Genomic DNA, 25070 nt, shown 5'->3' with positions numbered 1-25070 from the left:
ATAAACTCACATTACTAGCCATATTCGGAACTCAACTTACCGCAGCTAGGTAGCGTTTTTCAACTTCAGTCCAATTAATTACATTATAAAAAGCAGCAATATATTCAGGGCGTTTATTTTGATACTTCAAATAATAAGCATGTTCCCATACATCGAGCCCCAAAATAGGTGTATTACCTTGCATTAATGGGCAATCTTGATTTGCGCTGTTTTCTACAACCAATTTTTTATTTGGCGTTACACAAAGCCACGCCCAACCACTGCCAAATTGACTTAAAGCCGCTGTAGTAAATTTATCTTTAAATTCACTAAAACCACCCAACTCCTCATTTATAACGTCGCCAAGAATACCACTTGGTTCTCCACCACCTTGCGGGCTCATAACCTGCCAAAATAAACTGTGATTAAAATGCCCACCTGCATGTTCTTGCACTGCTTTTTGCAAATCACTTGGTAGCTCATTTATTCCCTTAAGTAACTCTTCAGCATTTTCGTTTGCATACACCGTGTCAGCTAAAGCTGCATTGGCTTTATTAATATACGTTTGATGATGCAAAGTATGATGAATATGCATTGTTTTACTATCAATATGAGGTTCTAGTGCATCGTATTCATAATCTAGTTTAGGTAAAGTAAACGTCATAAATAGTCCTTTTTAGTGCAATTGTTTGTTTGAAGGTGTGTTTGAGCTTAAACAAAAATTAACTTGCTCAATCAGTTCTGGAAAAGAAGGATACCGGCGTGCAAATGCGACAAGTTCAGCAGATGTTTTGAGGTAATGATGCCTACTCGCTTTTTGAACTTCATAATGAGTATGATTAATAAGCGGAGATAACGACAAATGCGCTTCACATAACCATTTACAGGCATTTTCGGGCTGTTGCATTGCAATATAGGTATCGGCTAAATTATGAGATGCAACAACCAGTGCTGGTAAGCAATGTTCTATAGCGTAAATAACATTGTTATTTATTTGGGCACATAAAAACTGTTGTAATAAACGATTTGCGAGAGTTTTAGCTAAAAAATATTTATCACGCGCTTCAAGTAAAGCGCCCTGCTCAAAAGCGTAATTGCCCTGCATTATATTTGATTGCCAAGGACTTAATGCTTGCTCAAGATAAAGTAAATCTGGGTGGGTTTGTTTTTGACCTGAGATCATAAAATCATCTGCGCGTTTATCTAATGTGCTATTAACTTACACACCAACAAACGCAAATGCAAATGATTTTCATTATCTATTTGGCAAAATCTATTAACTCTTGTCCTGTTAATCTATAAATAATCCACTCTGTTTGTGGCTTAGCACCAATGCTATCGTAAAAATCAATTGCGGGTTTATTCCAATCAAGTACAACCCACTCAAATCGACCGCAATTGTTTTTTAGTGCTGTATTAGCTAAATGCTTCATTATTGCTTTGCCAGCCCCTTTACCACGGCTATCAGGGCTCACATATAAGTCTTCTAAGTACAGACCATTTTTTCCGAGCCAAGTAGAGTAGTTATAAAAATAAACTGCAAAACCAATTGCCTCATCACCATCTAAGCACAAAATACTATGCGCAGTTGCACCTTCACAAAATAATGTATCTAAAATAGCTTGCTCGTTAGTTTTAACTGCATCGGGTTCTTTTTCGTAAATTGCCAGTTCGTTGATAAAATGCAAAATTGTTTTTGCATCACTTGGCTTTGCATCACGAATTTCAATTACTTTGCTCATTTAATTTTCCCTAAATGTACTGATCTAATTTATCTTTTAAAGTATCTAGTTGAATTGGTTTACTTAAGTAGTCATCCATTCCTGCATCAAAACAGCGTTGTTTATCCGATTCCATAGCATTAGCTGTTAACGCAATTATTTTAATATCTTTATGCTTATCACCGGCATCACCATTTCTAATAGCGGTTGTTGCATCAAAACCATCCATTACTGGCATTTGGCAATCCATTAATACAATTTTGAAATAACCACGCTCGTGTTCACCTAAAATATCGACTGCTCGCTGACCGTTTTCTGCAAGTGTAATGTCGCAGTTTAGCTTTTTAAGCATTAGGGTAGACACTTGTTGGTTAATAAGATTATCTTCAACTAGTAATATATGTGCTGTTTCTGCTGGTTTTTCTTTTCGCAAAGACGAAATATAGCCAGAAGTTACCAATGGCAATACATCATTGTGTTTATTATTAGTAATAACAGAAAGTGCAGAAATCATATCAGCAGTTGTTACTGGCTTAGGAAAATAAGCCTGAAATCCTGCATCTGAATAACGCTGAGCCCCTTCCATTCCCGCTATACTGGTCATCATTACCAGTGGCATATTTTTATAATCACTATGTGCTTTTAGTTCTTTGCAAAGCATAATGCCATCCATACCAGGCATTTGCATATCAAGTACTGCAATATCATACATTCCTTGTTTATTAGTAATGCGTTTTTCACACATTGCCAATGCTTTGTAAGCATCGCTGGCAAGCGCTACCTCTGCGCCCCAATTTTCTAACTGTTGAGATATAACAATACGATTTGTTTCGTTGTCATCAACAACTAATACTGATAAACCTTTTATATCGAGCTTTTGAATATAACGCTCTTTTTGATCGCCTTGAGTTACCAATATGGTCGCCGTAAATTCGCTTCCTTTACCAGCTTCGCTTGTAAGAGAAATAGAGCCACTCATCAGCTCGCATAATTGCTTACATATAGCTAAACCAAGCCCTGTACCGCCATACTCACGGGTTGTTGAAGCATCACCCTGCGAAAAAGGTGTAAATAGTTGCTGTTGTTTTTTATCATTGATCCCGATACCAGAATCTTTTACTTTTATTTTAAACGCTAAGCCTTGCTCTACTTTATCTACTTGAGCACTAATAACGACTTCACCTTCATTTGTAAATTTAACCGCATTACTTAATAAATTTGTAAGAACTTGCCTAATTCGACCAGGATCGCCACATAGTTGTGCAGGTTCGAGATGAACTAAATCAAGAATAATTTCAATGCCTTTTCCTTGTGCAGTAATTGCTTGCGCTGCGGCAATTTCGCCAATTAAATCTTGTGCATTAAAATTAATATTTTCGAGCTCAATTTTACCTGCTTCAGCCTTCGAAAAATCTAAAATATCATTAATAACACCTAATAATGAATGCGCACTACTTTTAGCAATACCAACTTTGGTTTCTATAGGTTTTGATAAAGGTTCTAACTGAATAAGCTCGAGCATACCCAATACACCATTCATTGGTGTTCTAATTTCATGGCTCATTGTGGCTAAAAACTGGCTTTTAACTATTGCAGCATCTTCAGCTTTTATTAGCGCAACTTTAAGCTCTTCGGCAATTTCTTTACGACGTTGTGATACAAGCGTGCTACCCACTAGTGTTGCTAATGAGCGTAAATAGGTCTCTTCGCTTTGTGTCCAATTGTGATTCTCACCTACTTTTTCGGCGCACAAAACGCCCAGCTCACTGCTTCCGATAGAAATAACCGCGTCAAGCATAGACTTTATATTTAATGGTTCTATGTAATCATTGATAAACTCAACCGTAGCAGGATGGTTATTCACATCGTTAATTGCCGTTAAGTTTTGTTTGCGAAGAGCATGAAAATAATCAGGATAATCGATAACATTTAATACTGCGTCAGATTCAACAAACCCTTGGTCTTTAATATACAAACTATGGCAGGTCATAGCATTACAGGTATCGTTAAATATCCATAGCGTTGCACGCTCTACTTCTAATACGTCACACATTGATTTAACAATTAGCTTTTTAACTTGTTCAACATTGCTATTTTGTACCTCTGGTGCAATTGTTAGCTGAGCAAGGTTTTTATTGTATCTATTTGCTTTTTCACTTTCTAACTCAAGTCGCTTATGTGCATCAATATTTTGAAATGAACCAAACACACGTATGCATTTGCCATTTTTAAATTCAGCTTGCCCCATAGACTTAACCCAGCGCTCTGCTCCTTTATGGGTTAAAATAATAAGCTCAATACTCCAACTTTCTCCTAAAGAAACTGCTTTTTCAAAAAGTTGAGATATTTTATCTCGATGCTCTCCTGACTTGTAAAAATCAATTGCGGTTGCGAGATCTGGCTCATGATCGACAGGCAATTCATGAATCACTTTTACTTCATCTGACCAATAAAGTGTTTGTGCTTCTAAATCGATTTCCCATGCGCCTATTCGACCCTGTTTACTCATCGACTCTAGTAAACTTTGCTGACGGCTTATTTCTGATTGAGTGTTATAGCGCTCTGTTATATCTAATATAAATCCATCTAAATATAAAACATTACCCATGGCATCATAAATAGCTCGACCTTTCTCATTCATCCAATGGTATGTACCGTCGCTTATTTTTATTTTATATTCCACCGACCAAGGCTTTTTAGCAGCAATACATTTACGGATCTCTTTTTCAACTTCAGCATTATCATCTTCATGCATTAAACTAAAAAAGCTCAAATCTTTATTATTAATTAATTCATCCGGTGTATAGCCGGTAATTTCTGTAGTTTGCTCACTCATGTAAAGCATGGTCCATGTATCATCAAACGTACATCGATAAATAATACCTGGAATATTTGCAACCAATGATGCAAACCGATCACTACTACTTTGTAATTCAAATTCAGTATTTTTTTGATTTGTAATATCTAAATGCGTGCCAATCATTCGCTTTGGCGAACCATCATTGTTCCACTCAACTACTTTTGCAGTATCAAGTACCCAAACCCAATGACCGAGTTTGTGTTTCATACGTGTTTCGCTAACGTAGTAATCTGTTTTTCCTGCAAAGTGTTCTTTTAATTTTAAGTCGGATTCGATTAGATCTTCCGGATTAGCATACTTATACCAAGTCTCAATAGTGCAAGGTTCTATATCACTCAGCTTGTAACCAATTATCTCAGCCCAGCGGTTGTTAAAGGTTATTCTGCTGGTATCTATGTACCAATCCCAAATACCGACAGCTGTACTGTCTATCACCAACTGAAGCTGTGTTTTATGTTGTTCTAGTTCAAGTTCTTGCAATTTTAATGCTGTCATATCTGTACGTATTGCAATATAACTTTGTGGTTTACCTTCATCATCTAAAAATGGCGCTATGGTTGTATCTACCCAATAAAAACCGCCATGCTTGGCTTTATTACATATTTGCCCATTCCAAATTTCGCCTTTTTGCAGCGTTTTATACATCTCTTTAAAAAACGCTTTAGGGTGCGTACCTGAATTGAGAAGTCGATGATTTTGGCCTAATAGCTGATGTTCTTTATAGCCGCTTACTTCACAAAACTTTTTATTTACAAAAGTAATAGTGCCTTTTAAATCAGTTACAGCAACAATGGCATGCTCATCTAGTGCAGCTTTTTGTTCTGCTAATTGTTTTAACGCTATTTGAAGAGCAGAACGTTGTTTTTGTAAAATACTTTTTTGCTCTTCCTTCGCTTTTACTAGCTTGTGAAGATCAATTGATAGCTGATTAAATTCAGTACTGTCTTTTAATATTGGAACTTTAACATCTTGTCCTTTTGTAATATTTTCAACAATTTTGGTTAACCGAATTAAAGGACGAGACAACCTGCGACCAAACCACCAAGACGAGCATAAAATAAGTAACAAAGCGCCTGCATTTGTTAAAATAGCAAGCTGCTTATAATAATCACTCCCCTGAAGGGCAACTTTAGTTGGTTTTGAAACAAGTAACTGCCAACCTTGCTCACTCAAAAAGTCTAAATCGCTAATGTAGCCATAAAATGTATTTTCACTCTTATTTTTATATGTAAATACTTGCTTTGAAGGAGAGCTATTTTGAGAAAAAAACTGAGGCTTTAACGCTGTTGTAGTTGCTTGCTTTTCAATTTTATTATTATGCATTACATAAAACGTAATGTTGGTACTGGCGGCATGTATTTGACTTAGATTATTTAGTAACCCTTGCAAATTTACATCAGCGAGTAATATTGCCTGCAACTGCTTGTTTGAATCTAATATCGGTAATGAAACTACGTGGTGCTCTCGTCCATTCATTACAATAGAGCGAAAAAGTGTTTGCTGAATATTGTTTTTTTCAGCGTATATTTTTATAAAATCACTTTGTATGGGTTGATTAAAAAAGGAAACATTAGGCGTAATTTCAGCAGATGAAGTATCGATAAACTCAACATGATTTACAAAGTCATACTGTTTAGTAAACTCGTTAATTAAGTTTTGTTTTTTAGTGGGGTTGTTTCCTAACCGTGATTTAAGTAAATAAAGGTCTTTAACATGATCTGAAAACCAAATATTGGCAAATTGCTTACCTATATTACTTAACTCATTAAGTTCGCTATTTGCATTTTGTTTAAGGGTGTTATTTACATGCTGAAAACTAAACCAAGTAAGCAAACACAATGGTCCTAACGCAATGATTATAAAGGTTATAATTAATTTACTTCGAACAGATTGTCCTTTACCTGTTAACTCACCAAAGTTCAAACCTTTATCCATGCTTAATTTCCAGCAACTTTTAGTTATTTTATATTGCTTATATTAATGCATTAAATATGTAAAGACGCAAGTTTTGAACTGTAAACTCCTTAAAAAATCGATATTTAGCGCATAAACGTCTATCATTTAGGATTACAAATAATAGACGTTTATAACCATTTTTATCTTGTATTAATTCATACACAACATTGTGCTTATAGCGGTTGTAAACTTGTCATGATATAAGCATATATTATTATAAAATGTTTTTTTGAGAGCATTATGGGCCACGATCACTCGCACAGTCATGTAGATGAAAATCAAAGTAATAAACAACTTACTGTTGCTGTTGTTATAAACGTTTTGCTTACAGTAGCGCAAGTTATTGGCGGTGTGTTTTCGGGGAGCCTGTCGTTAATAGCCGACGCACTGCATAACTTAAGCGATGCGGCTGCAATATTTATTGCTTTAGTAGCACGCAAGATTGGCAATAAACCTGCCAACGACACCCATCATTTTGGTTATAAACGAGCCGAAATACTCGCTACTCTTTTTAATAGCAGTACATTAATAATAATTGGTGTGTATTTAGTTTTCGAATCTATTTCGAGCTATTTTAATCCCCAGCCAATTAATGGTTGGATTGTTGTTTGGGTTGCAGCAATAGCGCTAGTAGTCGATTTAGTAACAGCGTTTTTAACGTACAGAGCTGGCGCAAATCACAGTATGAATATAAGAGCTGCATTTATTCATAATGTATCTGATGCAATGGCGTCTATTGTTGTAATTGTAGCGGGTACCTTAATCATTTTATATCAGTGGTATATAGTTGATTTAATAGCGACAATTTTAATTTCTGTTTATGTTATTTATCACGGCGTATTACTTCTCAAGGAGAGCTGTAAAATTTTAATGCAAGCCGCTCCCTCACATTTTGATAATGCAGCTGTAACTAAAGCACTAATTAAAAAATTCCAGATACAACACGTCGCTAGTATTAAAGCGTGGCAACTCGACGATAAAACCACCCACTGTGAATTAGTTATTAACACGCAAAACCAAATAGATTTAGAAGCTATTAAGCATTATTTACACGACCATTTTAATATTGAAAACTGCATAATCGAAAATCAAAAAATATGATTTTGGTCATATATTTAACAACTGAATTATTTAATTGAAAACAGCTCGTATTATCATTTACAATAAAAGACATTAAACGCATCGTTGAGATATTGTTGTTGAAACTCTGGTTAAGAAGAATTCACTTAGGCCTTGCCCTTATTAGCGGACTATTTTTATTAATAGTGAGCTTAACGGGTGCTGTTATGATTTACGCAAAAGACATTCAGCACTTAATAGAACCTGAAAAATGGCAAGTAATACCGCAAGCTACTTCAATGCATTACGATGAGCTTATACAAAGTGTACAAGATCAAACTAAGCAAAAAATCACTTTTTTTATGCCTGAGCAAAACGCTAATATGGCTTGGCAATTTAGATTAGCTGATAAAAACTATGCCAGCGTTAATCCCTACTCTGGGGCTGTATTAAGTACCTACGATTCTACCGATACTATTTATGGGTTTGCGATGGGATTGCATCGTTGGCTTTTATTTGAAGATAGTGACGGTAATAAAACCTTTAAAAACTGGATGTCAGTGTGTGCATTACTACTTTTAATAAATGTATTCTTCGGCTTTTATTTATGGGTAAAACCTAAAAACAGAATTAAACGTTTAGCTATAAAACCAAAAGCTAAATTTAGAGTATTGATGTACCAATTGCATACAGTGCTTGGTGTATATTTTTTTATACCCCTCGTACTTATCGCGTTTACTGGTATGGCATTTAATTGGAAAACACAAACTCAGTCTGTATTAGAATTTGTAACATTTAACAAAGTAGAACAAAGACCTAAAGCACCAAAAGTAATAAACCCCTCTCAAGCTGCTTTAAACTATAACGAAGCAATTAAAAATGCTGAAAATATATTCCCTGATGGCAAGCTATATAGAGTTTATTTACCTAAAAAAGATGACGATGCAATTGCACTGAGAATGCAAAACCCTGGCGAAAACCATGCTTATAGTTGGGTTTGGACAGATCCGTTTACTGGTAAAGTATTAAACTCATTTGATGCCAGTAAAACTAATTTTACAACGCAAGCATGGAACTTTAAGTATAAATTTCACATTGGTGCTTTTGCAGGTCCGATTGTACAATTTTTATGGCTGTTAATAGCACTTTCATTAGCGTTTTTTATTGTAAGTGGTGTGTACTTTTGGTTAAAACGCCATAAATGGAAATAAATCTCATTAACACTTGATTCGCTAGTTGATAATAATTACCATTACGTAAATTATTATCAACTAAGACTTTCCATGTTAAAAACTTCGCTTTGCCTTATTGCTGTTGCAATGAGTACTAACACATTAGCAGATGAAAAGAATAAAAATGAATACACTTCTGATCAGTTAGAACATGTCATTGTATCTGGTAGTCGTATATCAGAGAGCATTGATGAAGTACCCGCCTCTATTACCGTTATTAATCAGCAACAAATACAACAGCATTTAAAAGTAAGTTCAGAACTGGGGAGCTTACTAGCGCAAATGGTTCCTGGGCTTGCACCAGATACAGGTAGTTCAAGCAATTCGGGGCAAACACTTCGCGGCCGAGCTCCTTTAATAATGATTGATGGTGTACCGCAATCAACCCCTCTTCGCAATGGAGCTTTAGGTGTAAAAACGTTAGACGCCAGCGCAATAGCACGCATTGAAGTAATAAAAGGTGCTACCTCAATTTATGGTAATGGTGCTTCGGGCGGTATTATTAACTATATAACTAAACAAGCACGCAGTGATAGAAAGCCTGAAGGTGAAATAAGTATTTCAAGTCGCTTTAGTACAGTTAAATTAGCAGAGACTGGGGGCGGTAGAATATCGGCAGCAGTAAACGGTAAGCTCAGCAAACTTAGCTACCTATTAACGGCAAGTTATGAAGAAAACGGCGTACAACGCGACGCCGAAGGCGATATTTTAGGTTTGCAATATGGTTTATCAGACTCAGAAACACAAAATTATTTTACCAAACTAAGTTACGATTTTGACGATGATAAACAACTTCAGTTTAGCTATAATTTTTATAGGTCACAGCAAAAAACTGATTTAGGTGATGTAACTGGGAATGTCAATATAGGTGAAAAAACATACGCCATCCATGTACCTGCAGAGCTTCAAAAGCAAGGTAAACCGCAAGGACCTGAAGGTAACGAAAATATAACCCTAAAATATATTGATTACGCGTTACTTGATAACACACAAATGACCCTTGACTTATATAAGCAAAATATAGAAAACGTGTTCTTTTTCTCAACCGCTTTAGCCAATCTTGATGAAGGTTATGCCGGTGGTCAGTCTGTAATTAAATCAGACAAACAAGGGGCAAGAGCCACATTTAATAGCCAGTTTGATTTTGAAAACGTAACCGCGACTTTAATTTATGGAATTGATGCCCTAAACGATAAAACATCGCAACCTTTAGTCGATGGTCGTATATGGGTACCAGAGATGGACATGCAAAGTGTTGCTGGCTTTTTACAAACAAAGTGGGTAATAAACGATGATATTATTTTAAAGGTCGGCGTAAGAAACGAAAGTATTGATTTAAGCGTGAATGACTATCAAACCTTAAAACTTTGTAGCTCTCCCACACAATGCTCGGTGCCATTAAGTGTAAGTGGCGACACCATTGATTACGATGCAACAACCTACAATGCAGGTATTAAATACAATTTAACAGATGCATTTAGCCCGTTTTTTAGTTATTCACAGGGTTCTGACATTTCTGATATAGGTCGTTTACTTAGATCTGCAACGGTTGAAGATATTGCGCTAATTCAAACACAAGCTTCTATAATTGATAATTACGAAGTTGGTTTTACTTCTCAGTTTGAAAACGTGCGTTTTGAATTTGCTCTTTACAGAAGCACCTCTGAGCTTGGTACAAGTAGTGAATATAATGAAATAACGGGTGTTTACGAACCTGTACGCGCACCACAAGAAATATGGGGTTACGAAGGGTTAGTTAACTACACTATTACGCAAGACCTTAAATTAAGCGCAACTTACAGCTATGTTGAAGGTAAAAACACCGAAACCGATGAATATTTAGGCGCAAGTCAAATCAGTCCACCTAAAGCCACTGCTAATTTAACATGGCAAACAAATGATAAGCTATCACTTGCGATGAGTTTTTTATATGTAGGCGACAGAAAACGTTTTGATAAAAACGAACAAGCTCAGTACATAGGGGATCAAGGTCCGGTTAGTAGCTACAACACGTTTAATTTAAGTGGTCAATACAATGTTAACGCACAATGGAGTGGGTATTTTGGTATAGAAAACCTTTTCAATAGTGATTACTACCCTGCCCGTGCACAATCTTATACCTACGGCGGATACAACATTAAAGGATTAGGCGCCACAGCCACTTTAGGTGCTAAATACCAATTTTAACGAATAAACACACCCAATATAGGCATGCTTTACATGCCTATATTTTTAACACTCCCCATAAATACACCCCACCGTTTTTACTTATAAACCACAACCAGTTCTTAGATGCTAATACAAATAAAAAACTGTCCATAATCCAAGCAATAACGCAAACTTAAATAAGAATCAAAACCAATACTAACACAATGATTTTTATAGAGAAAACTTGCAATCTGCTCAATTTATACTACACTGCTTACAATTAAAATAGTTAAGGCGGTTTATCATGAAAGGTAATCAAAAAGTAATCGATGCTTTTAATACATTGTTAGCTAACGAATTAGCGGCAATCGATCAGTATTTTATACACTCGCGCATGTATGACGACTGGGGTTTAAATAAGCTATACGAGCGCCTTAACCACGAAATGGAAGAAGAAAAAGATCACGCAGATTGGCTTATTAAACGCATCTTGTTTCTAGAAGGTGTTCCAAATATGACTAAACGTCGTGATTTAATCATCGGTAACGATGTAAAAAGTATGATGCAAAACGATTTAACACTTGAGCTAGAAGTAGTTGCCTGTGTTAAAGACGTAATCGCAATATGTGAAGAGCAACAAGATTATCAGTCTCGTACCATTTTAGAAAAACTATTATTTGATACCGAAGAAGACCATGTTTACTGGTTAGAACAACAACTTGGCTTAATTGATAAAATTGGTTCTGGAAATTATCATCAAGCACAAATGGCTTAGTAGGAGTTTATAATATGAAAGGCGATAAAGACGTAATTGCGGCGCTTAACAAAATACTTGCTAACGAACTTGTAGGTATTAACCAATATTTTTTACATGCACGTATGTTTAAAGATTTTGGCTTTACTCAGCTAGATAAAGCAGATTACAAAGTATCAATTCAAAAAATGAAAAATGCTGATCGCTTAATCGAACGTATTTTGTTTTTAGAAGGGTTACCAAATCTCCAAGACTTAGGTCGATTACGTATTGGTGAAAATAGCGAAGAAATGATTGCTGCCAATATGGGTTTTGAACTCGATACTATTGATGAGTTACGTAGTGCAGTTAAACTTGCTGAAAGCAAAAAAGATTACATTACTCGTGAAGCACTTGATCATATTTTAAATGAACAAGAAGAGCAGATTGATTGGCTAGAAACCCAACAATTGCTCATAAAAAATACGGGTATTGAAAACTACTTACAGTCTCAACTGTAAAAGTAACAAACATAAAAAAAGCAGCCTTGGCTGCTTTTTTTATGTTTAAATTTTTAAAATGTAATTAAGCAACTTGATCCGTTACATCTGCAATTTGAATAAGTCTGCGATTAAGGATCTTTTTAGTACAACCACAACACTTACCGCATTGGCTGCCCACTTTAAGCTCTTTAGTTAATTCACGCATGGTTGTTGCACCATCGTCAATTGTTTGCTCAATTTTTTTATCGGTCACACCGTGACATAGACAAATATACATGAATACAAACCACTCTCATTACATTTAGTATGTACATAGTAATCTAAACGAAAATAGTTATCAATTATTTTATTAGCTAACATATATCATTTTAAAATTTTTTATTCGAGTGACACAAACTGAGATTTTGCGACTAATTGAAGCTAAATAATATTCATCAATGGTGTTTATTAAAGATAGCTTAGATGTTTGCGAATACAAACCAAAGTTGATTCACGTGTCGCTAACCTTTATTCACTTTTCTTAATTTCATTTTCTACTTTTATTCTTTGCACTAAAAAGTCTACGGCTGCTTTTACTTTTGGCACTAAGTAGCGCTGTTTTTGATACAACAAATAAACTGCCATATTAGAGTGTTGAGTTATAGCGAGCTCATGTTCAAATTTAAGCTCTTGCAACTTACCCGATTCTAGATATGAAGCTAACGCCCATCGAGTAGACATTAAAATACCTTCACCGTTACAAGCTTTTTTTGCAAGCCATGGTCCGTTATTTGAAATAGCGACAGCGGGTCCGGAAACATCATGCCACTGCCCTTTCATATTGCATAACCAAGGGGTTGGTCCCGATGGTGCTTTAAAATAAAGACCATTGTGATGCTTTAATTCCATCGCATTAGAAGGCATGCCATATTTTTCTAAATAGCTGGGTGAAGCGACAGGAATAAACCCATTATCCATTAACCTTATTGCAAGCACGCGCTCGTTTGGAGCATACCCTCCGCGAATAGCAATATCCACATCGTCACGTCCAAGTGTTGATAGTTCATCACTTAAACTGACATCTAATGTAATTTCTGGATATAACAGGCTAAATTCATCCAACAAAGGAAGTAATATTTTTTCGCCAAAACCCACCATCGAACTTATGCGCAAACGCCCCATTGGCGTTGTTTGGTAACTACGAACTGTTTCATTACTTTGCTCTAGCTGATTTAATATTTGCTGCATGTCGTTATAATAAATCTGCCCTACTTCGGTCAGTTTAACGATTCGTGTTGAACGCTTTAGTAACGTTGCCCCTAAACTTTTTTCTAAATCAGCAACTCGCCTAGATAATGATGATGGCGGCACATTGAATACACTCGCAGCTTTAGTAAAACTACCCGTTTCGACTACTTTACTGAAATACCGTATTGCCCGTAGTTGATCCAACTAACTTCTCCATTAAATAAGTTTTTGACAGCTCTTATTATTGTTTTAAAAACAAAAGTGATTGGTATTTTCCCCTATATATAATCAAATTAAAACAGGTAATAATGTATTTAGCATAAACATTGCAACCCAGACTTGTTGCAGCGTATTAAATACAGGGACTTTAATTTGCACTTTTGTTGCAATTAAAAATAGCCTTTACGTAAATGATAGGAAACTGATTTATGATTACTTTGCACGGTTTTGCCGCTAGTAACTATTACAACCTAGTGAAACATGTACTTTTATATAAGGAACTGCCATTTAAAGAAAACCTAATTTACGGTGGTAGCGAAGAATTACTAGCAATCAGCCCAGTAGGTAAAGTCCCTGCTATCACTACGTCTGAAGGTCTTAATCTTTCAGAGTCGAGTGTAATTTGTGACTTTATTGAAGAAACTTATCCCGCCACTGCGCTATATCCAGAAAATGCAGGTGAACGTGCTGTTGTTCGTCAAATAATGAAAATAGCTGAGCTTTATTTTGAACTGCCAAGCAGACGATTAATACCTTTTGTGTTTTCAGGCACTGAAGTTCCCGAATCGCTGAAAGCCGAAGTACGACAAGTATTAAATCGTGGCGTTATTGCATTAAGTAGCTTATGTAAGTTTTCACCTTGGATTGCAGGTGAGCAATTTTCAATGGCTGACATTTACGTTTATTACGTTAATACCATCGTTAGCGCATTTGGTGCAAGCCAACTTGATTGGGACGTACTTGCAGAAATACCAGGAATGAAAGAGTGGAATGATTCTATGAGCCAAACTGCTCTCGCTAAAAAAGTAGAGGCTGATCGCCTAGCAAATATGCCTGAATTTCTTCAAAAAGTAAAAATACAGATTCAAGCGGCAAATGCTAACTAAGGCGTGTTGACCTAACTAAACAATAGCCAATGCAATAAAGTTATTGGCTCAATTAATTTAATCACTTCAGGAGTTTAACCAAATGAGCGATAAAAACATCCAACTTACTTCAACAATTAGCGAAGATAATAAACTAACACTTGCTTTAAAAAACATCGAAATACCACAACCTGGTGCCGATGAAGTTGTTATTCGTATTGAGGCGGCTCCACTAAACCCATCTGATTTAGGGGTTTTATTCAGTGCTGCTGATATGTCTACCGCTGTACAGTCTGGTAACGATCAAAACCCTATAATTACTGCTGATGTTCCAGCTGAGTTTATGCCATCACTTAAAACGCGTGTTGGTAAAGCAACACCAGTTGGAAATGAAGGTGCTGGTACTGTTGTAGCAGCAGGCTCGTCGCCATCAGCACAAGCCTTAATGGGTAAAACTGTTGCAGTGATTGGTGGCGGAACTTATCGTCAATTTATATGTGCCAATGTACAAAGTTGCTTAGAGCTAAAAGAAGGTACTACGGCTAAAGAAGGCGCATCGTCTTTTGTTAATCCGCTTACGGCTTTAGCAATGGTTGAAACTATGCGCGCTGAAGGTCATAAAGCGATTATTCATGCAGCGGCTGCATCTAATCTTGGCCAAATGCTAAACCGTATTTGTATTGCCGATGGCGTTGATTTGATTAACATTGTACGTAAAACAGAACAAGAAACTCTATTACGTGATATGGGTGCAAAATATATTGTTAACTCAAGTAGTGAAACTTTCCTTGCTGATTTAACCCAAGCAATTATCGAAACAGGTGCAACTATTGCGTTTGACCCTATTGGCGGTGGTCAATTAACTAGTGACATTCTTAACTGTATGGAAGTTGCAGCAGCGCGTGATATGAAAGAGCATACAATTTATGGTTCTGATACTTTTAAACAAGTATATATTTATGGTGCATTAGACCGCGGTCCTATTACACTAAATCGTAACTTTGGTTTTGCTTGGGCCGTAAATGGATTCTTATTATTTAATGCATTAGGTAAATTAGGAACGGACACTGTGATGGCTATGCGTAAACGTATAGCAAATGAAATTACCACAACATTTGCAAGCAAATACACACACGAAGTGTCGTTAGCAGAGGTATTACAATTACAGTCGATAGAAGCTTATTCTAAGCAAGCTACAGGTGAAAAATACTTAATTAAGCCTCAGGCTTAATTAAACATTTCGATTGTTATTTATTAGCTAACCGGTTTTAAATATTCAAAGCAGATACTAATTATAGTGTCTGCTTTTTTACTTGTTCATAATAAAAAACAGTATTTCAAGTTCTATTATTATGCCAACCTGCTTAGATATAGGGTCTATTTCACAATAAGAAAATTGCTCTATAGTAAGGGGAAATCTTATATCGAGCTGTTCTAAATGAAAATTTTACAGCGATCTGGAGGGATTTAATTCGTTCAATTATTAAAATACTTATGCAGATTAATGTTAAATACTAACAACTAACAAAAAGCTCACCATATCAACCCTCGTTTGGTGTTAAAACAATGATTATTGTTTAGAATAAATTCTAACCCTAAAAGGTCAACAGACCCTAATCACACACGATCAAAACAACCCCAACGTTGTAAAACTAAATGCCATATTGAATATTTACCGAGTACACAATTTGTGAAATGATGCCCGCCTCTTTGGGGAGTAGCCTGCTAAAAATACAACTGTATTAAACTAATGAATAAGTTTATCAACACAATTGCACCCATGTGTATGGTAACTTTGTGATGTTGTAGCAAGTATTATCGGCAACTAAGCCGCCCTAATTTGAACAAATTTAACCTCAAATGCTCAGTAGTCCTTCTTGTTTTTTATACATCACTTACGCAATAACACCCTTTTGTATCAGCAATTAATAATTCCGAATTAAAACCTGCGGCTAAGTTTGTAATTACTGTTTCAACAAAACCACTGCCTTGTGAACACGCTAAACCTTCAGATAAAGGGCCTGCATAAACAAACCCCCCATTTTTATCGATAATTACCGCAGCCGGTGTAGCTGGTATAACGTGTTTTAAATTTTTCGAGAAAGGTAACTGTACAATGTTAATCCCATTATTTTTAGCAAACTTTTTTAGTGATGATATGTGGTTTTTTGCTTGCTTTGCGCAACCGCAACTTGGTTCCATAACCAATACAAGCGAGGCAGCATTGCCATCATCCCATGCTAATTGCTTTTTAAAATCAGCAAACCAGCTCTTTTGTAATAGCATTTGGTTACCATCAAAAGCTTTTAACTGCCCAGCCTGAAAGTACACAAGCCCAGATACAACAAAAGCCAACCACAGAAAAATGATCAGCTTTAAAAAATGAGGGCTATTTGAACTTAGCAATACTTTGCTCTAACACATCAATACTCACATCAATTAGTTGCACTTTAGCGGTAAGTTGCTGCACTACTTTTGTATCTTCGTGCTGATTTTGTCGCATAAAATCAGTCCCTTGTGCTATTTGTGCGGTATTAATAGCTTGCTCTGCAACAACTTGAGCAACTGAATCAGTACTCACTGACACGGCTTTAATTTGCTCACTCATCGCAGATATATTTTCTTTCATTGCAGTACTTATTGCTGTTAAATCAACAACAAAATCGACACATTGACTCATAGACTGTGTTGACGTTTTACTGTTATTAACTAGATCTTTTAGCGTAAGCCCAATTTTATCTGTGGTCGCTTTACTATTATTAGCAAGCGATCGTACTTCAGATGCAACAACTGCAAAGCCTCTACCATGCTCCCCCGCCCTAGCGGCTTCTATTGCTGCATTAAGCGCAAGGAGGTTTGTTTGCTCTGCAATACCTGATATTTCATTAAGTAACCCCGAAATAACATCTCCAGCTGCAACTAAGTGGTTAATTTGCTCTTCAGTATGATTTAAAAGTGTTAGTAATTCTCTACTTTTACTGTCGGTTTGTAATACATCTTTTAAAACACCGCTTGCTGCTTGGGTAATATTATCAACTTGATGCTTTAAAACTTCACTTTCTTCTTCTACAAGTTTGAAACCATTAGCAACTTGAGCGCCTGAATTAGCAATTTCGTCTGTTTGCTGCGTGCGCTGTTGAGCACCATCTGCTAATTGGTCATGTACCTGAATTAATTCTTGTGAGTTTGTTTGCAAAGACGCTGATTGGGTTTGCACTTGCTTAATTACATTACTTAAATAATCAAGTAGTGTATTAAAACCATTTACTGCTTCGCTTTGTGTATCATCTGCGCGTAACGAGAGCTTTATATGTTCAGGGTCTTGCATTATTTGTTCTGTAGCAAAACCAAGTGAAAGCCCTGCGCTGCGTTCTTGTTTTAACGTTATTGCTATGTAAGCTACAACAACCACTTCCACTATTGCATAACCAGCGTGAATAAGCACAGTTGTAAAAGCAAGTCTATCTGGGTCAAACACATAAAAGCCGGTGTTTTGTGTCTGCAAGTAATAAAATGATAAATGATGTACTGCCACAAACAAAATCGCAGTAATAAATACACGCCACTGCACAAATACGATTAACATTGGCATTAAAATGAATATTTCAAAATGTACTTCAATTAATCCAAAGGTTTGTTGTATATGTAAAAAAGAGAACATCATTATCGCAGCAGCAACTACATGAGGAGTTATAGAGCTATTTTGTTGCGTGTTTAAGAGCCATATCGGTAATAATGATAGTGGTAAACCTATCATAAAAGCTTGTAATAACGTGTCAAAATACAAGCCTATAGCAATAGACTCGACAAATAAAAGACTAAATATAATTGTAAATAACCGACTGACACTAGACATAAAAACCTTAAATTTTGTTTATATTACTTTTTAACAAGCTGACGAGCATAATACGTAAAAAATTAAAAATAGTTCATAAGTTAAAATAATAAATGGTACATTTTATAAACCTTTATCTTATTGCCAACATATAAGTAACTTACTTAATAACAGTGAGTACTTTCTTAAATGTAGGCGTTGCTGCTTTTTTAGTCCACTGAAAAATAACCGTTTCCGCACATGAAATTACAGCACCAGCTTGTCTTAATTGTTCGATAGCAATCTGCTCATGGTTTTTGTTACGTGATCCAACAGCGTCAGCAACGACAAAAACATCAAAACCACTTTGTAATAAATCCAAACATGTTTGTAGCACACAAACATGTGCCTCCGTTCCAACAACTACAATTTGAGGACGTTCATAACGCTTTAATAACTCTAAAAATCCAGGCTCAGCACATGCGCTAAAATGTGTTTTATCAAAGTAACTAGCCTGCGGTAAACCATCTCTTATTTGTTGAAGCGTACCACCTAAGCCTTTTTTATATTGCTCAGAAATTAAAACAGGTACATTATGAATAACACTTGCCTGCGATAATTTTAGTGTGTTGGTTAAAATATCAGGAAAGCCACCGATTGCAGGGGCTAATTTTTCCTGTAAATCAATAATCAACAATACACTTTTTGTAGCATCTACATTACGTACAATATTCATATAGCTTCACTTGTACTTTAAGTTATTATTTATACAGATTAACCCAAAATTAATATAATGCGCACCTACATTTAAATATTAAAGTTGAACAAAGCTTTAACTTTTCATCCATAAGAAACGTAAAGTACATAACCAACTCAATACATGCATTATCTCTGTGTACAGCTATTATTGTTAAGTGCGTTATAACTATGTAGTACTGACTTAATTTTAGCTAAAAACAAACATACGACTTAAAACTCAATCTACTGTTGCAACTCTATATTAAGTAAGTATATTTAATATAAAAAGTTATGCTATATTCAGTATTTATTCAGGTACAACAATTCTAATAAGGTGCGTCTGTTAGTGAGCTTTAGCAAGTTATTTTTCTCTATCATTACTTTTGCAATTATTTGTACAGGGAATGCTTCTGCAACCCAAGATAATGCTCAGCAATTGCAACGAATTTCAACCGAGGAAGGTTTATCTCATAGCTATGTAACCAAGTCATTACAAGATGATTTAGGTTATGTTTGGATAGCCACCGCGCAAGGTTTAAATAGATTTGATGGCTACCATGTAAAAAGCTTTGATGGTGGTTTAGGCTTAGATGAATACAGTGTTGCTACTTTATTTGAAACTAATGATGGGCACATAATTGTTTCAACAGAGCTCTCGGGGGCTTATTTAATTAACCCAACCACTCTAGCTACCACTAAAATTTATTCCGGAAAACCTCCTACAGAATCAAGTATATATTCTTCAATTTCAGCAATGGCACAAAAAGAAGACGTATTTTATTTTGCAATACGTAATCAAGTTTACATATTCAACCCAAGCGATAATACTCTCACTCTTGAAGTTAGCATGTTAGAGGAGACTAATTTTATTCGCGCTTTAAATATATATAAAAATAGTTTGTATATAGGAACAAGTAATGGCTTATATGTTAAACAATTAGACAGTGTTGGTATTGCTAAAATAAACCTGCATCAAACTACCCTCGATACCGCCGACAGTAATAATATAAAGTTTTTAGCAATAGATTCTCAATTTGGTTTGTTAGTAGGTACAGTTGAAGGTATGTACGCTATAGGGTTTGATAATTATCGCCTTTTAGACACATCTAACGTATCTACACTTATCTCTAGCTATAATATTTCAGATTATAAAAACACACCCTATGGCGAATTTATAGCAACAGAACAAGGGCTTTTTCAATATTATCGGGATACTGGCAGCACCGAGCTTATTTTAAATTTTAGTAGCAGTAAATTTAATATCACCGAAGATAACATAAACAGTTTAATGGTAGATAAAACGGGCATGTTTTGGCTGGCATCGCGTACTCAAGGCGTGTTTACATGGGCAATTCAAACTAGGCGATTTAATAAAATAATGTTGGACGGTAACAACGTTATTAATACTATTTACCAAGATAACGATAACTCAATTTGGTTTGGAACTGATGATGGTATTACCCATATATTAAATAATTCAAAAAAATCTAAAACCTACCTTAAATCAGACGATAAAAAAGCAGAGTATGGTCATTTTGCTATATTTAATATTATTCCTGCTCACTTAACTTCTGAGTCAAAATTTTTGTGGCTAGTGCGCATGTATGACTTGGTATTATTTGATAAAACAACAGGAAAAATAATCCCTAAAAAACATCAAGATGAAAAACAAGGGATGCCTCGTAATTATTATGGACTTGCACAAATAGGCGATGATATTTTTGCTTACTTTACCGATGATAACTTTTTTATTTTTAATGCAAAAACAGAAAAAACAACTGTTATCGAAGGGCTTAAAGATCAAGTAAACCCTTTAACCGCGTATACCTTTCATAAACCGCTAAGCACTCATCCAGACGAATTACTAATAGGCACTTCAACTCATTTATATAGATATAAAGAGTCAACACAAACCCTAACAACAATATATACAGCACAAAACGTACAAGGAAAAAATTATCATACTGTTGACGATTGGATTATAGATAAAAACAATATTTTATGGCTTGCAACAACGAAAGAAGGCTTGGTTGGTGTAGATGCTAATAATTATAAAAGAAAATACCATTTGAGCATGCGAGATGGCTTAAAAACAGAGTCTATTTACTCCTTATTACTCGATGAATATTCTTTTTTATGGATTAGTAGTAAAAATGGGCTTTACCGCCTCAATGTAGATACACAAGCACTTACGGCTTACACTATTAAAGATGGGCTCTCGGTGAGTCAATTTAATGTTGTTGCTGCTAGAAAGTTAAATAACAACAACCTCGTATTTGGCAGCGGTTATGGCGCGCTTTCATTTAATGCTGCTGATTTTATAGAGCAACCTACTGATAGTGAACCACTGCAAACTAAAATAACAGATGTAACTCTCCTATCACGAAAAGTTAGTTATCACCCTTCTCAATACTCACTAATACCTTTGGAAATTAAACATGATGATATTGGTTTAGAAATCAGTTTTTCTAACTTTGACTTTCAGAACATAGATAAAACACGTTACGATGTTTCTTTAATTGGACCAACCTCATTAAATTATGAAAATTTAAAATCAAATAAAATCTTCTTTACTAAACTCCCTCCTGGCGATTATAAACTTAACGTGTCGTCACACAATTTAAATGGCACTACTTATAACAAATCTAATGCACTGCAATTTCATGTTGCTTATGCAACTTGGCAATCACCAATAGCCTATATTTTTTATACATTGTGTATCATTGTTATTTTACTGCTTATTTTTTGGCAATATAGAAGTCGACAAATTGAGATTGGAAAAGCCCATAGGGCAACGGCAAACTCACAAAAGCAAACTAAGTTAGCACTAAGTAATAATAGAAGTGGTATATGGGACTATAGCTTTAAAGATGGCTCGGTAAACACGCAACGAGGCAGTGAGTTAGGCTATCCTGATTTACCAGATAGAATACCGTTAACGGACTTTTTAGAGATAATACACCCAGATGATCGCAGACGATTCGAAAGCCAGTGGGTTACTTATATAACGCAAAATAAGCCACAGCAACATTGGCAAGCCACTTATCGTTTACGCCACAAAACGGGACATTGGTTATGGTACCAAGATACCGGGCAGGTTATATATAAAACATCGTCAGCAGAGCCTATGTATGTGTCTGGTATATATACAAACATTACCGATCAACGTGCAAACGAGCAACAGGCAAGTATTTTAGGTGAGGCATTTAGTCAAATAAACGATTGGCTACTTATTTTAGACGATCGATTAATGCCTTTTTCAGCTAATAATAGTTTTATTGATACATTTTCAAACTCAAAAGATACAACCAAACTTAGCCCTAAACTGTTTATTAATGCAATGGGTAAAGCAAAGTGTAAAGAGTTTACTGCTAAACTAAAATCGTTAAAACCAAAACAAAATTGGCGAACAGATACATATATAAATACAACAAAAAATAAAAATCATCCTATTCACTTAAGTGTTACTGCGGTTGCTAAAGAAAACAATCAAGTAAGTTACTATGTGGTTGTTATATCTGACTTAACCGAGCAAAAACGCGCCGAAGATGAACTTCGTTATTTAGCAAATTACGATCCTTTAACGCACTTGCCTAATCGTAGTTTAATGTATCAAAAAATTGAAAACGCGATTAAGGAAGCTCAAAAAAATAATACTCAGTGTGCTGTTTTATTCATAGATTTAGACAAGTTTAAACCCGTTAATGATTCATTTGGGCATGCCATTGGCGACAAACTACTATTCAACATAACTCAGCGTGTAAATAAAACCCTTAATAGCAACGCCACTTTGGGGAGACAAAGCGGTGATGAGTTTTTAGTACTTATTCAAAATATAGAGTCAATACACTCTTTAAACCAAATGGTTAAAGGTATAAGTAATGAATTTGCTAATAAAGTTGTTATAGAGGACTTTTCTATCAATATATCGGCAAGTATTGGTGTAGCACTGTACCCTTTTGATGCAAATTCAACCGATACTCTAATAAGAAACGCTGATGTAGCAATGATGCATGCAAAACAAAATGGTAGAAATGGGTTTAAGTTTTTCAGCGAAAAAATGAATGAAAAAATAAAACAAAAGTTACTTCTTGAAAACGATTTAAAAGACGCAGCTAAAGACAATCTTATTTTTAATAATTACCAACCAATTATCGACGTACAAGCAAGAACAATTAATGGCGTTGAGTTACTTATGCGTTGGAAAAATAAAGGGCAGCTTGTCTCTCCTGCTAATTTTATTCCTATTGCCGAAGAAACAGGGCTAATAGAGTCACTTACTGAGCAAGCATTAAAACGCGCGCTGATTGAATTGGCTCCAATTTTAAGTAACAACCCTTTGTTTTATATTTCTTTAAATTTATCACCAAAGCATATTTTAAAAGGAAATATAGCAGAGCGCTTGCTGTCTATTATTAGTGATCAGCAAATAAGCCCAATACAACTTCGTCTCGAGATAACAGAAAACACCTTACTAGAAGATAAAGTTAAAGCAGAAAAACAGTTACAGAAACTGAAAAAAATAGGATTTAAGCTACTACTTGACGATTTTGGAACAGGTTACTCCTCGCTTACGTACTTGAGCCAGTTTCCTATTAATGTAATTAAAATTGACCAAAGCTTTGTAAGCAGTATCGGGATTGAAAAAGGCGACGAATCGATTATTAAAACAATATATTCATTAGCTGAAAATTTAGAGTTGTCTTGTATTGCCGAAGGAGTCGAAACACGTAAACAAATGACATTTTTAACGAGTATGGGTTGTCATATACAGCAAGGCTATTATTTTGCTAAACCCATGAGCGCTAAAAATTTACGCGCGAGTGATTGTTTTATAAAGATTATCGACTTAATTTAAGTATTAAAAATAGCTCATACGCTTATTTAAAAAGCCTATGAGCTATAATTATTGAACTTAGATAGTTAGTGAATATGCTGATGTTCTTCGTGGCTTTCTATTTGTAATACACTGTTTTTAACATTAAATTTTTCAGATAACAGTTGCTCTACTTTTAAGCGACATGCTTCATCATGTTTTTCAATCGTACAGTGTTGTTTAAGCACAACGTGAGCACCTACAACAATATCTTTGTACTTACGCGTAACAGTGACATTGTGCACGTTATGAACATGCTCTATATGGGTTATTTCGTATTCTAGGTCAGTTACTTTAGGAAGTTTTGCTTTATTTAATCGCAACCCTTTTATACAGCTAATAATAACTTTAACGCCTGTAAACAATACAAAAGATGCGATTAGCATACTCGATAAAATATCAATGATATCCCAACCAGTAAAGTAAATAAGTATGCCAGCAACAAAGGTCGAAACCGTTGAAATTAAATCAAAAAACGAATGTAAAAATACTGCATAAATATTAATGCTCGCTTTACGTCCTTTGTATAAAACCCAAGCGGCTGCACCATGAAACAAAAAGCCAATACCAGCAATAGTCGACATTAAAAAGCTATTTATAGCGAGTTCATGTCCCTCATGATGATGGATAAAGCGCTCGCCACCTTCGTATAAAATGACTAAGCTAATTGCTAAATATAAAAAGCCATTGATGAGTCCACCAATCAGTTCTGCCCGTTGATGCCCATCGTTGTAGGTTTTAGCAAAGTGGATCGCTAAGCTTGAAGCTATTAAAGCTATAAAAAGCGAACTATTATGAACAAACAAATGCCCTGCATCGGCTAGTACCGCGAGTGAATTTGAATAATATGCGCCAATGACTTGAATAAACATGAACGAACACGTGATCGCCAAAGCAATTAATAGCCGACGGCGAGAAGCCTGGTGTGTAGTGATTTCTGTCATGAAATGCTTGAATTACCTATACTAAAAATGCAAATAAGCCTTTAGAAAGGCTTATTGAGAAAAGAGTAATGATATACAGTATCAATTATAATACGTAGACTAAATAAACGCACTAAAAAATTCGTTAAATGGATAATACTGTACTAAAAGTAATTAAACAGGTATAAAAATCATAGTGTAAAAATACTTTACATA

General features: G+C 35.4%; 18 protein-coding genes. 8 read left to right on the top strand and 10 right to left on the bottom strand.

Features of this window, described 5'->3' with window-relative positions:
* Window positions 1–31 precede the first annotated feature (31 nt).
* The 4 genes from I6F65_RS00740 to I6F65_RS00725 all read right to left on the bottom strand — a co-directional run bounded on the left by I6F65_RS00740 (window position 32) and on the right by I6F65_RS00725 (window position 6495).
* Entirely contained in the window at window positions 32–643 is a 612-nt protein-coding gene (locus I6F65_RS00740; protein ID WP_024610386.1) for a superoxide dismutase, read from the bottom strand.
* A 12-nt stretch (window positions 644–655) separates the two neighbouring features.
* Window positions 656–1162: a hypothetical protein gene (locus I6F65_RS00735; protein ID WP_024610387.1), complete on the bottom strand. Its 507-nt coding sequence runs from the start codon at window positions 1160–1162 to the stop codon at window positions 656–658.
* A gap of 76 nt (window positions 1163–1238) precedes the next feature.
* The gene (locus I6F65_RS00730) at window positions 1239–1721 is read right to left on the bottom strand and encodes a GNAT family N-acetyltransferase (protein WP_024610388.1); all 483 of its coding nucleotides are present in this window, start codon (window positions 1719–1721) and stop codon (window positions 1239–1241) included.
* Window positions 1722–1731: 10 nt separating this feature from the next.
* On the bottom strand, window positions 1732–6495 hold the full coding sequence (locus I6F65_RS00725) for a PAS domain-containing protein (RefSeq protein WP_197111041.1): 4764 nt from the start codon (window positions 6493–6495) through the stop codon (window positions 1732–1734).
* A 261-nt stretch (window positions 6496–6756) separates the two neighbouring features.
* On the opposite strand from I6F65_RS00725, the gene I6F65_RS00720 reads away from it, so the two are divergent.
* The 5 genes from I6F65_RS00720 (at window position 6757) to bfr (I6F65_RS00700) (ending at window position 12209) form a co-directional block, all read left to right on the top strand.
* Window positions 6757–7617 (top strand): cation diffusion facilitator family transporter, encoded by an 861-nt coding sequence (locus tag I6F65_RS00720; RefSeq protein WP_197111034.1) that lies wholly within the window; start codon window positions 6757–6759, stop codon window positions 7615–7617.
* Between the two features lie 98 nt (window positions 7618–7715).
* Window positions 7716–8786, top strand: coding sequence for a PepSY domain-containing protein (locus I6F65_RS00715; protein WP_197111033.1), 1071 nt, complete (start codon window positions 7716–7718; stop codon window positions 8784–8786).
* Between the two features lie 72 nt (window positions 8787–8858).
* The gene (locus I6F65_RS00710) at window positions 8859–10994 is read left to right on the top strand and encodes a TonB-dependent receptor (RefSeq protein ID WP_197111032.1); all 2136 of its coding nucleotides are present in this window, start codon (window positions 8859–8861) and stop codon (window positions 10992–10994) included.
* Between the two features lie 265 nt (window positions 10995–11259).
* Complete coding sequence (bfr, locus tag I6F65_RS00705; RefSeq protein ID WP_024609514.1) at window positions 11260–11730, top strand: bacterioferritin; 471 nt, start codon at window positions 11260–11262, stop codon at window positions 11728–11730.
* A gap of 14 nt (window positions 11731–11744) precedes the next feature.
* Complete coding sequence (bfr, locus tag I6F65_RS00700) at window positions 11745–12209, top strand: bacterioferritin (RefSeq protein WP_024609513.1); 465 nt, start codon at window positions 11745–11747, stop codon at window positions 12207–12209.
* A gap of 64 nt (window positions 12210–12273) precedes the next feature.
* On the opposite strand, the gene I6F65_RS00695 is transcribed toward bfr (I6F65_RS00700), so the two are convergent.
* Both I6F65_RS00695 and I6F65_RS00690 read right to left on the bottom strand, forming a co-directional pair.
* The gene (locus tag I6F65_RS00695; RefSeq protein WP_002960627.1) at window positions 12274–12468 is read right to left on the bottom strand and encodes a (2Fe-2S)-binding protein; all 195 of its coding nucleotides are present in this window, start codon (window positions 12466–12468) and stop codon (window positions 12274–12276) included.
* Between the two features lie 230 nt (window positions 12469–12698).
* Window positions 12699–13622 carry a LysR family transcriptional regulator gene (locus I6F65_RS00690; protein ID WP_197111031.1) on the bottom strand — a complete coding sequence of 308 codons (924 nt, stop codon included), beginning with the start codon at window positions 13620–13622 and terminating at the stop codon, window positions 12699–12701.
* A gap of 224 nt (window positions 13623–13846) precedes the next feature.
* On the opposite strand from I6F65_RS00690, the gene I6F65_RS00685 reads away from it, so the two are divergent.
* Both I6F65_RS00685 and I6F65_RS00680 read left to right on the top strand, forming a co-directional pair.
* On the top strand, window positions 13847–14524 hold the full coding sequence (locus I6F65_RS00685; RefSeq protein ID WP_166109253.1) for a glutathione S-transferase family protein: 678 nt from the start codon (window positions 13847–13849) through the stop codon (window positions 14522–14524).
* Between the two features lie 82 nt (window positions 14525–14606).
* Window positions 14607–15734 (top strand): zinc-binding dehydrogenase, encoded by a 1128-nt coding sequence (locus I6F65_RS00680; protein WP_197111030.1) that lies wholly within the window; start codon window positions 14607–14609, stop codon window positions 15732–15734.
* 653 nt (window positions 15735–16387) lie between these two features.
* Here I6F65_RS00680 and I6F65_RS00675 read toward each other — a convergent pair.
* The 3 genes from I6F65_RS00675 to I6F65_RS00665 form a co-directional block, all read right to left on the bottom strand.
* Window positions 16388–16909: a DUF6436 domain-containing protein gene (locus tag I6F65_RS00675; RefSeq protein ID WP_197111029.1), complete on the bottom strand. Its 522-nt coding sequence runs from the start codon at window positions 16907–16909 to the stop codon at window positions 16388–16390.
* Window positions 16893–18359, bottom strand: a complete 1467-nt coding sequence (locus I6F65_RS00670) for a methyl-accepting chemotaxis protein (RefSeq protein WP_197111028.1) — start codon at window positions 18357–18359, stop codon at window positions 16893–16895. Before I6F65_RS00670 ends, I6F65_RS00675 begins: the two co-directional genes overlap by 17 nt.
* A gap of 139 nt (window positions 18360–18498) precedes the next feature.
* Window positions 18499–19053, bottom strand: a complete 555-nt coding sequence (locus I6F65_RS00665) for a hydrolase (RefSeq protein ID WP_197111027.1) — start codon at window positions 19051–19053, stop codon at window positions 18499–18501.
* 348 nt (window positions 19054–19401) lie between these two features.
* Here I6F65_RS00665 and I6F65_RS00660 point away from each other — a divergent pair, with 348 nt between their 5' ends.
* Window positions 19402–23913, top strand: a complete 4512-nt coding sequence (locus tag I6F65_RS00660) for an EAL domain-containing protein (RefSeq protein ID WP_197111026.1) — start codon at window positions 19402–19404, stop codon at window positions 23911–23913.
* A gap of 65 nt (window positions 23914–23978) precedes the next feature.
* Here the strand turns inward: I6F65_RS00660 and I6F65_RS00655 are convergent, their stop codons facing one another.
* Window positions 23979–24875, bottom strand: a complete 897-nt coding sequence (locus I6F65_RS00655; protein ID WP_024609603.1) for a cation diffusion facilitator family transporter — start codon at window positions 24873–24875, stop codon at window positions 23979–23981.
* Window positions 24876–25070: the final 195 nt, after the last annotated feature.

The organism is Pseudoalteromonas sp. SWXJZ94C, assembly GCF_015864385.1.
Classification (GTDB): Bacteria; Pseudomonadota; Gammaproteobacteria; order Enterobacterales; family Alteromonadaceae; genus Pseudoalteromonas.
Note: the sequence above shows the minus strand (reverse complement) of the source record. Positions and strands in the feature narration are given on the sequence as shown.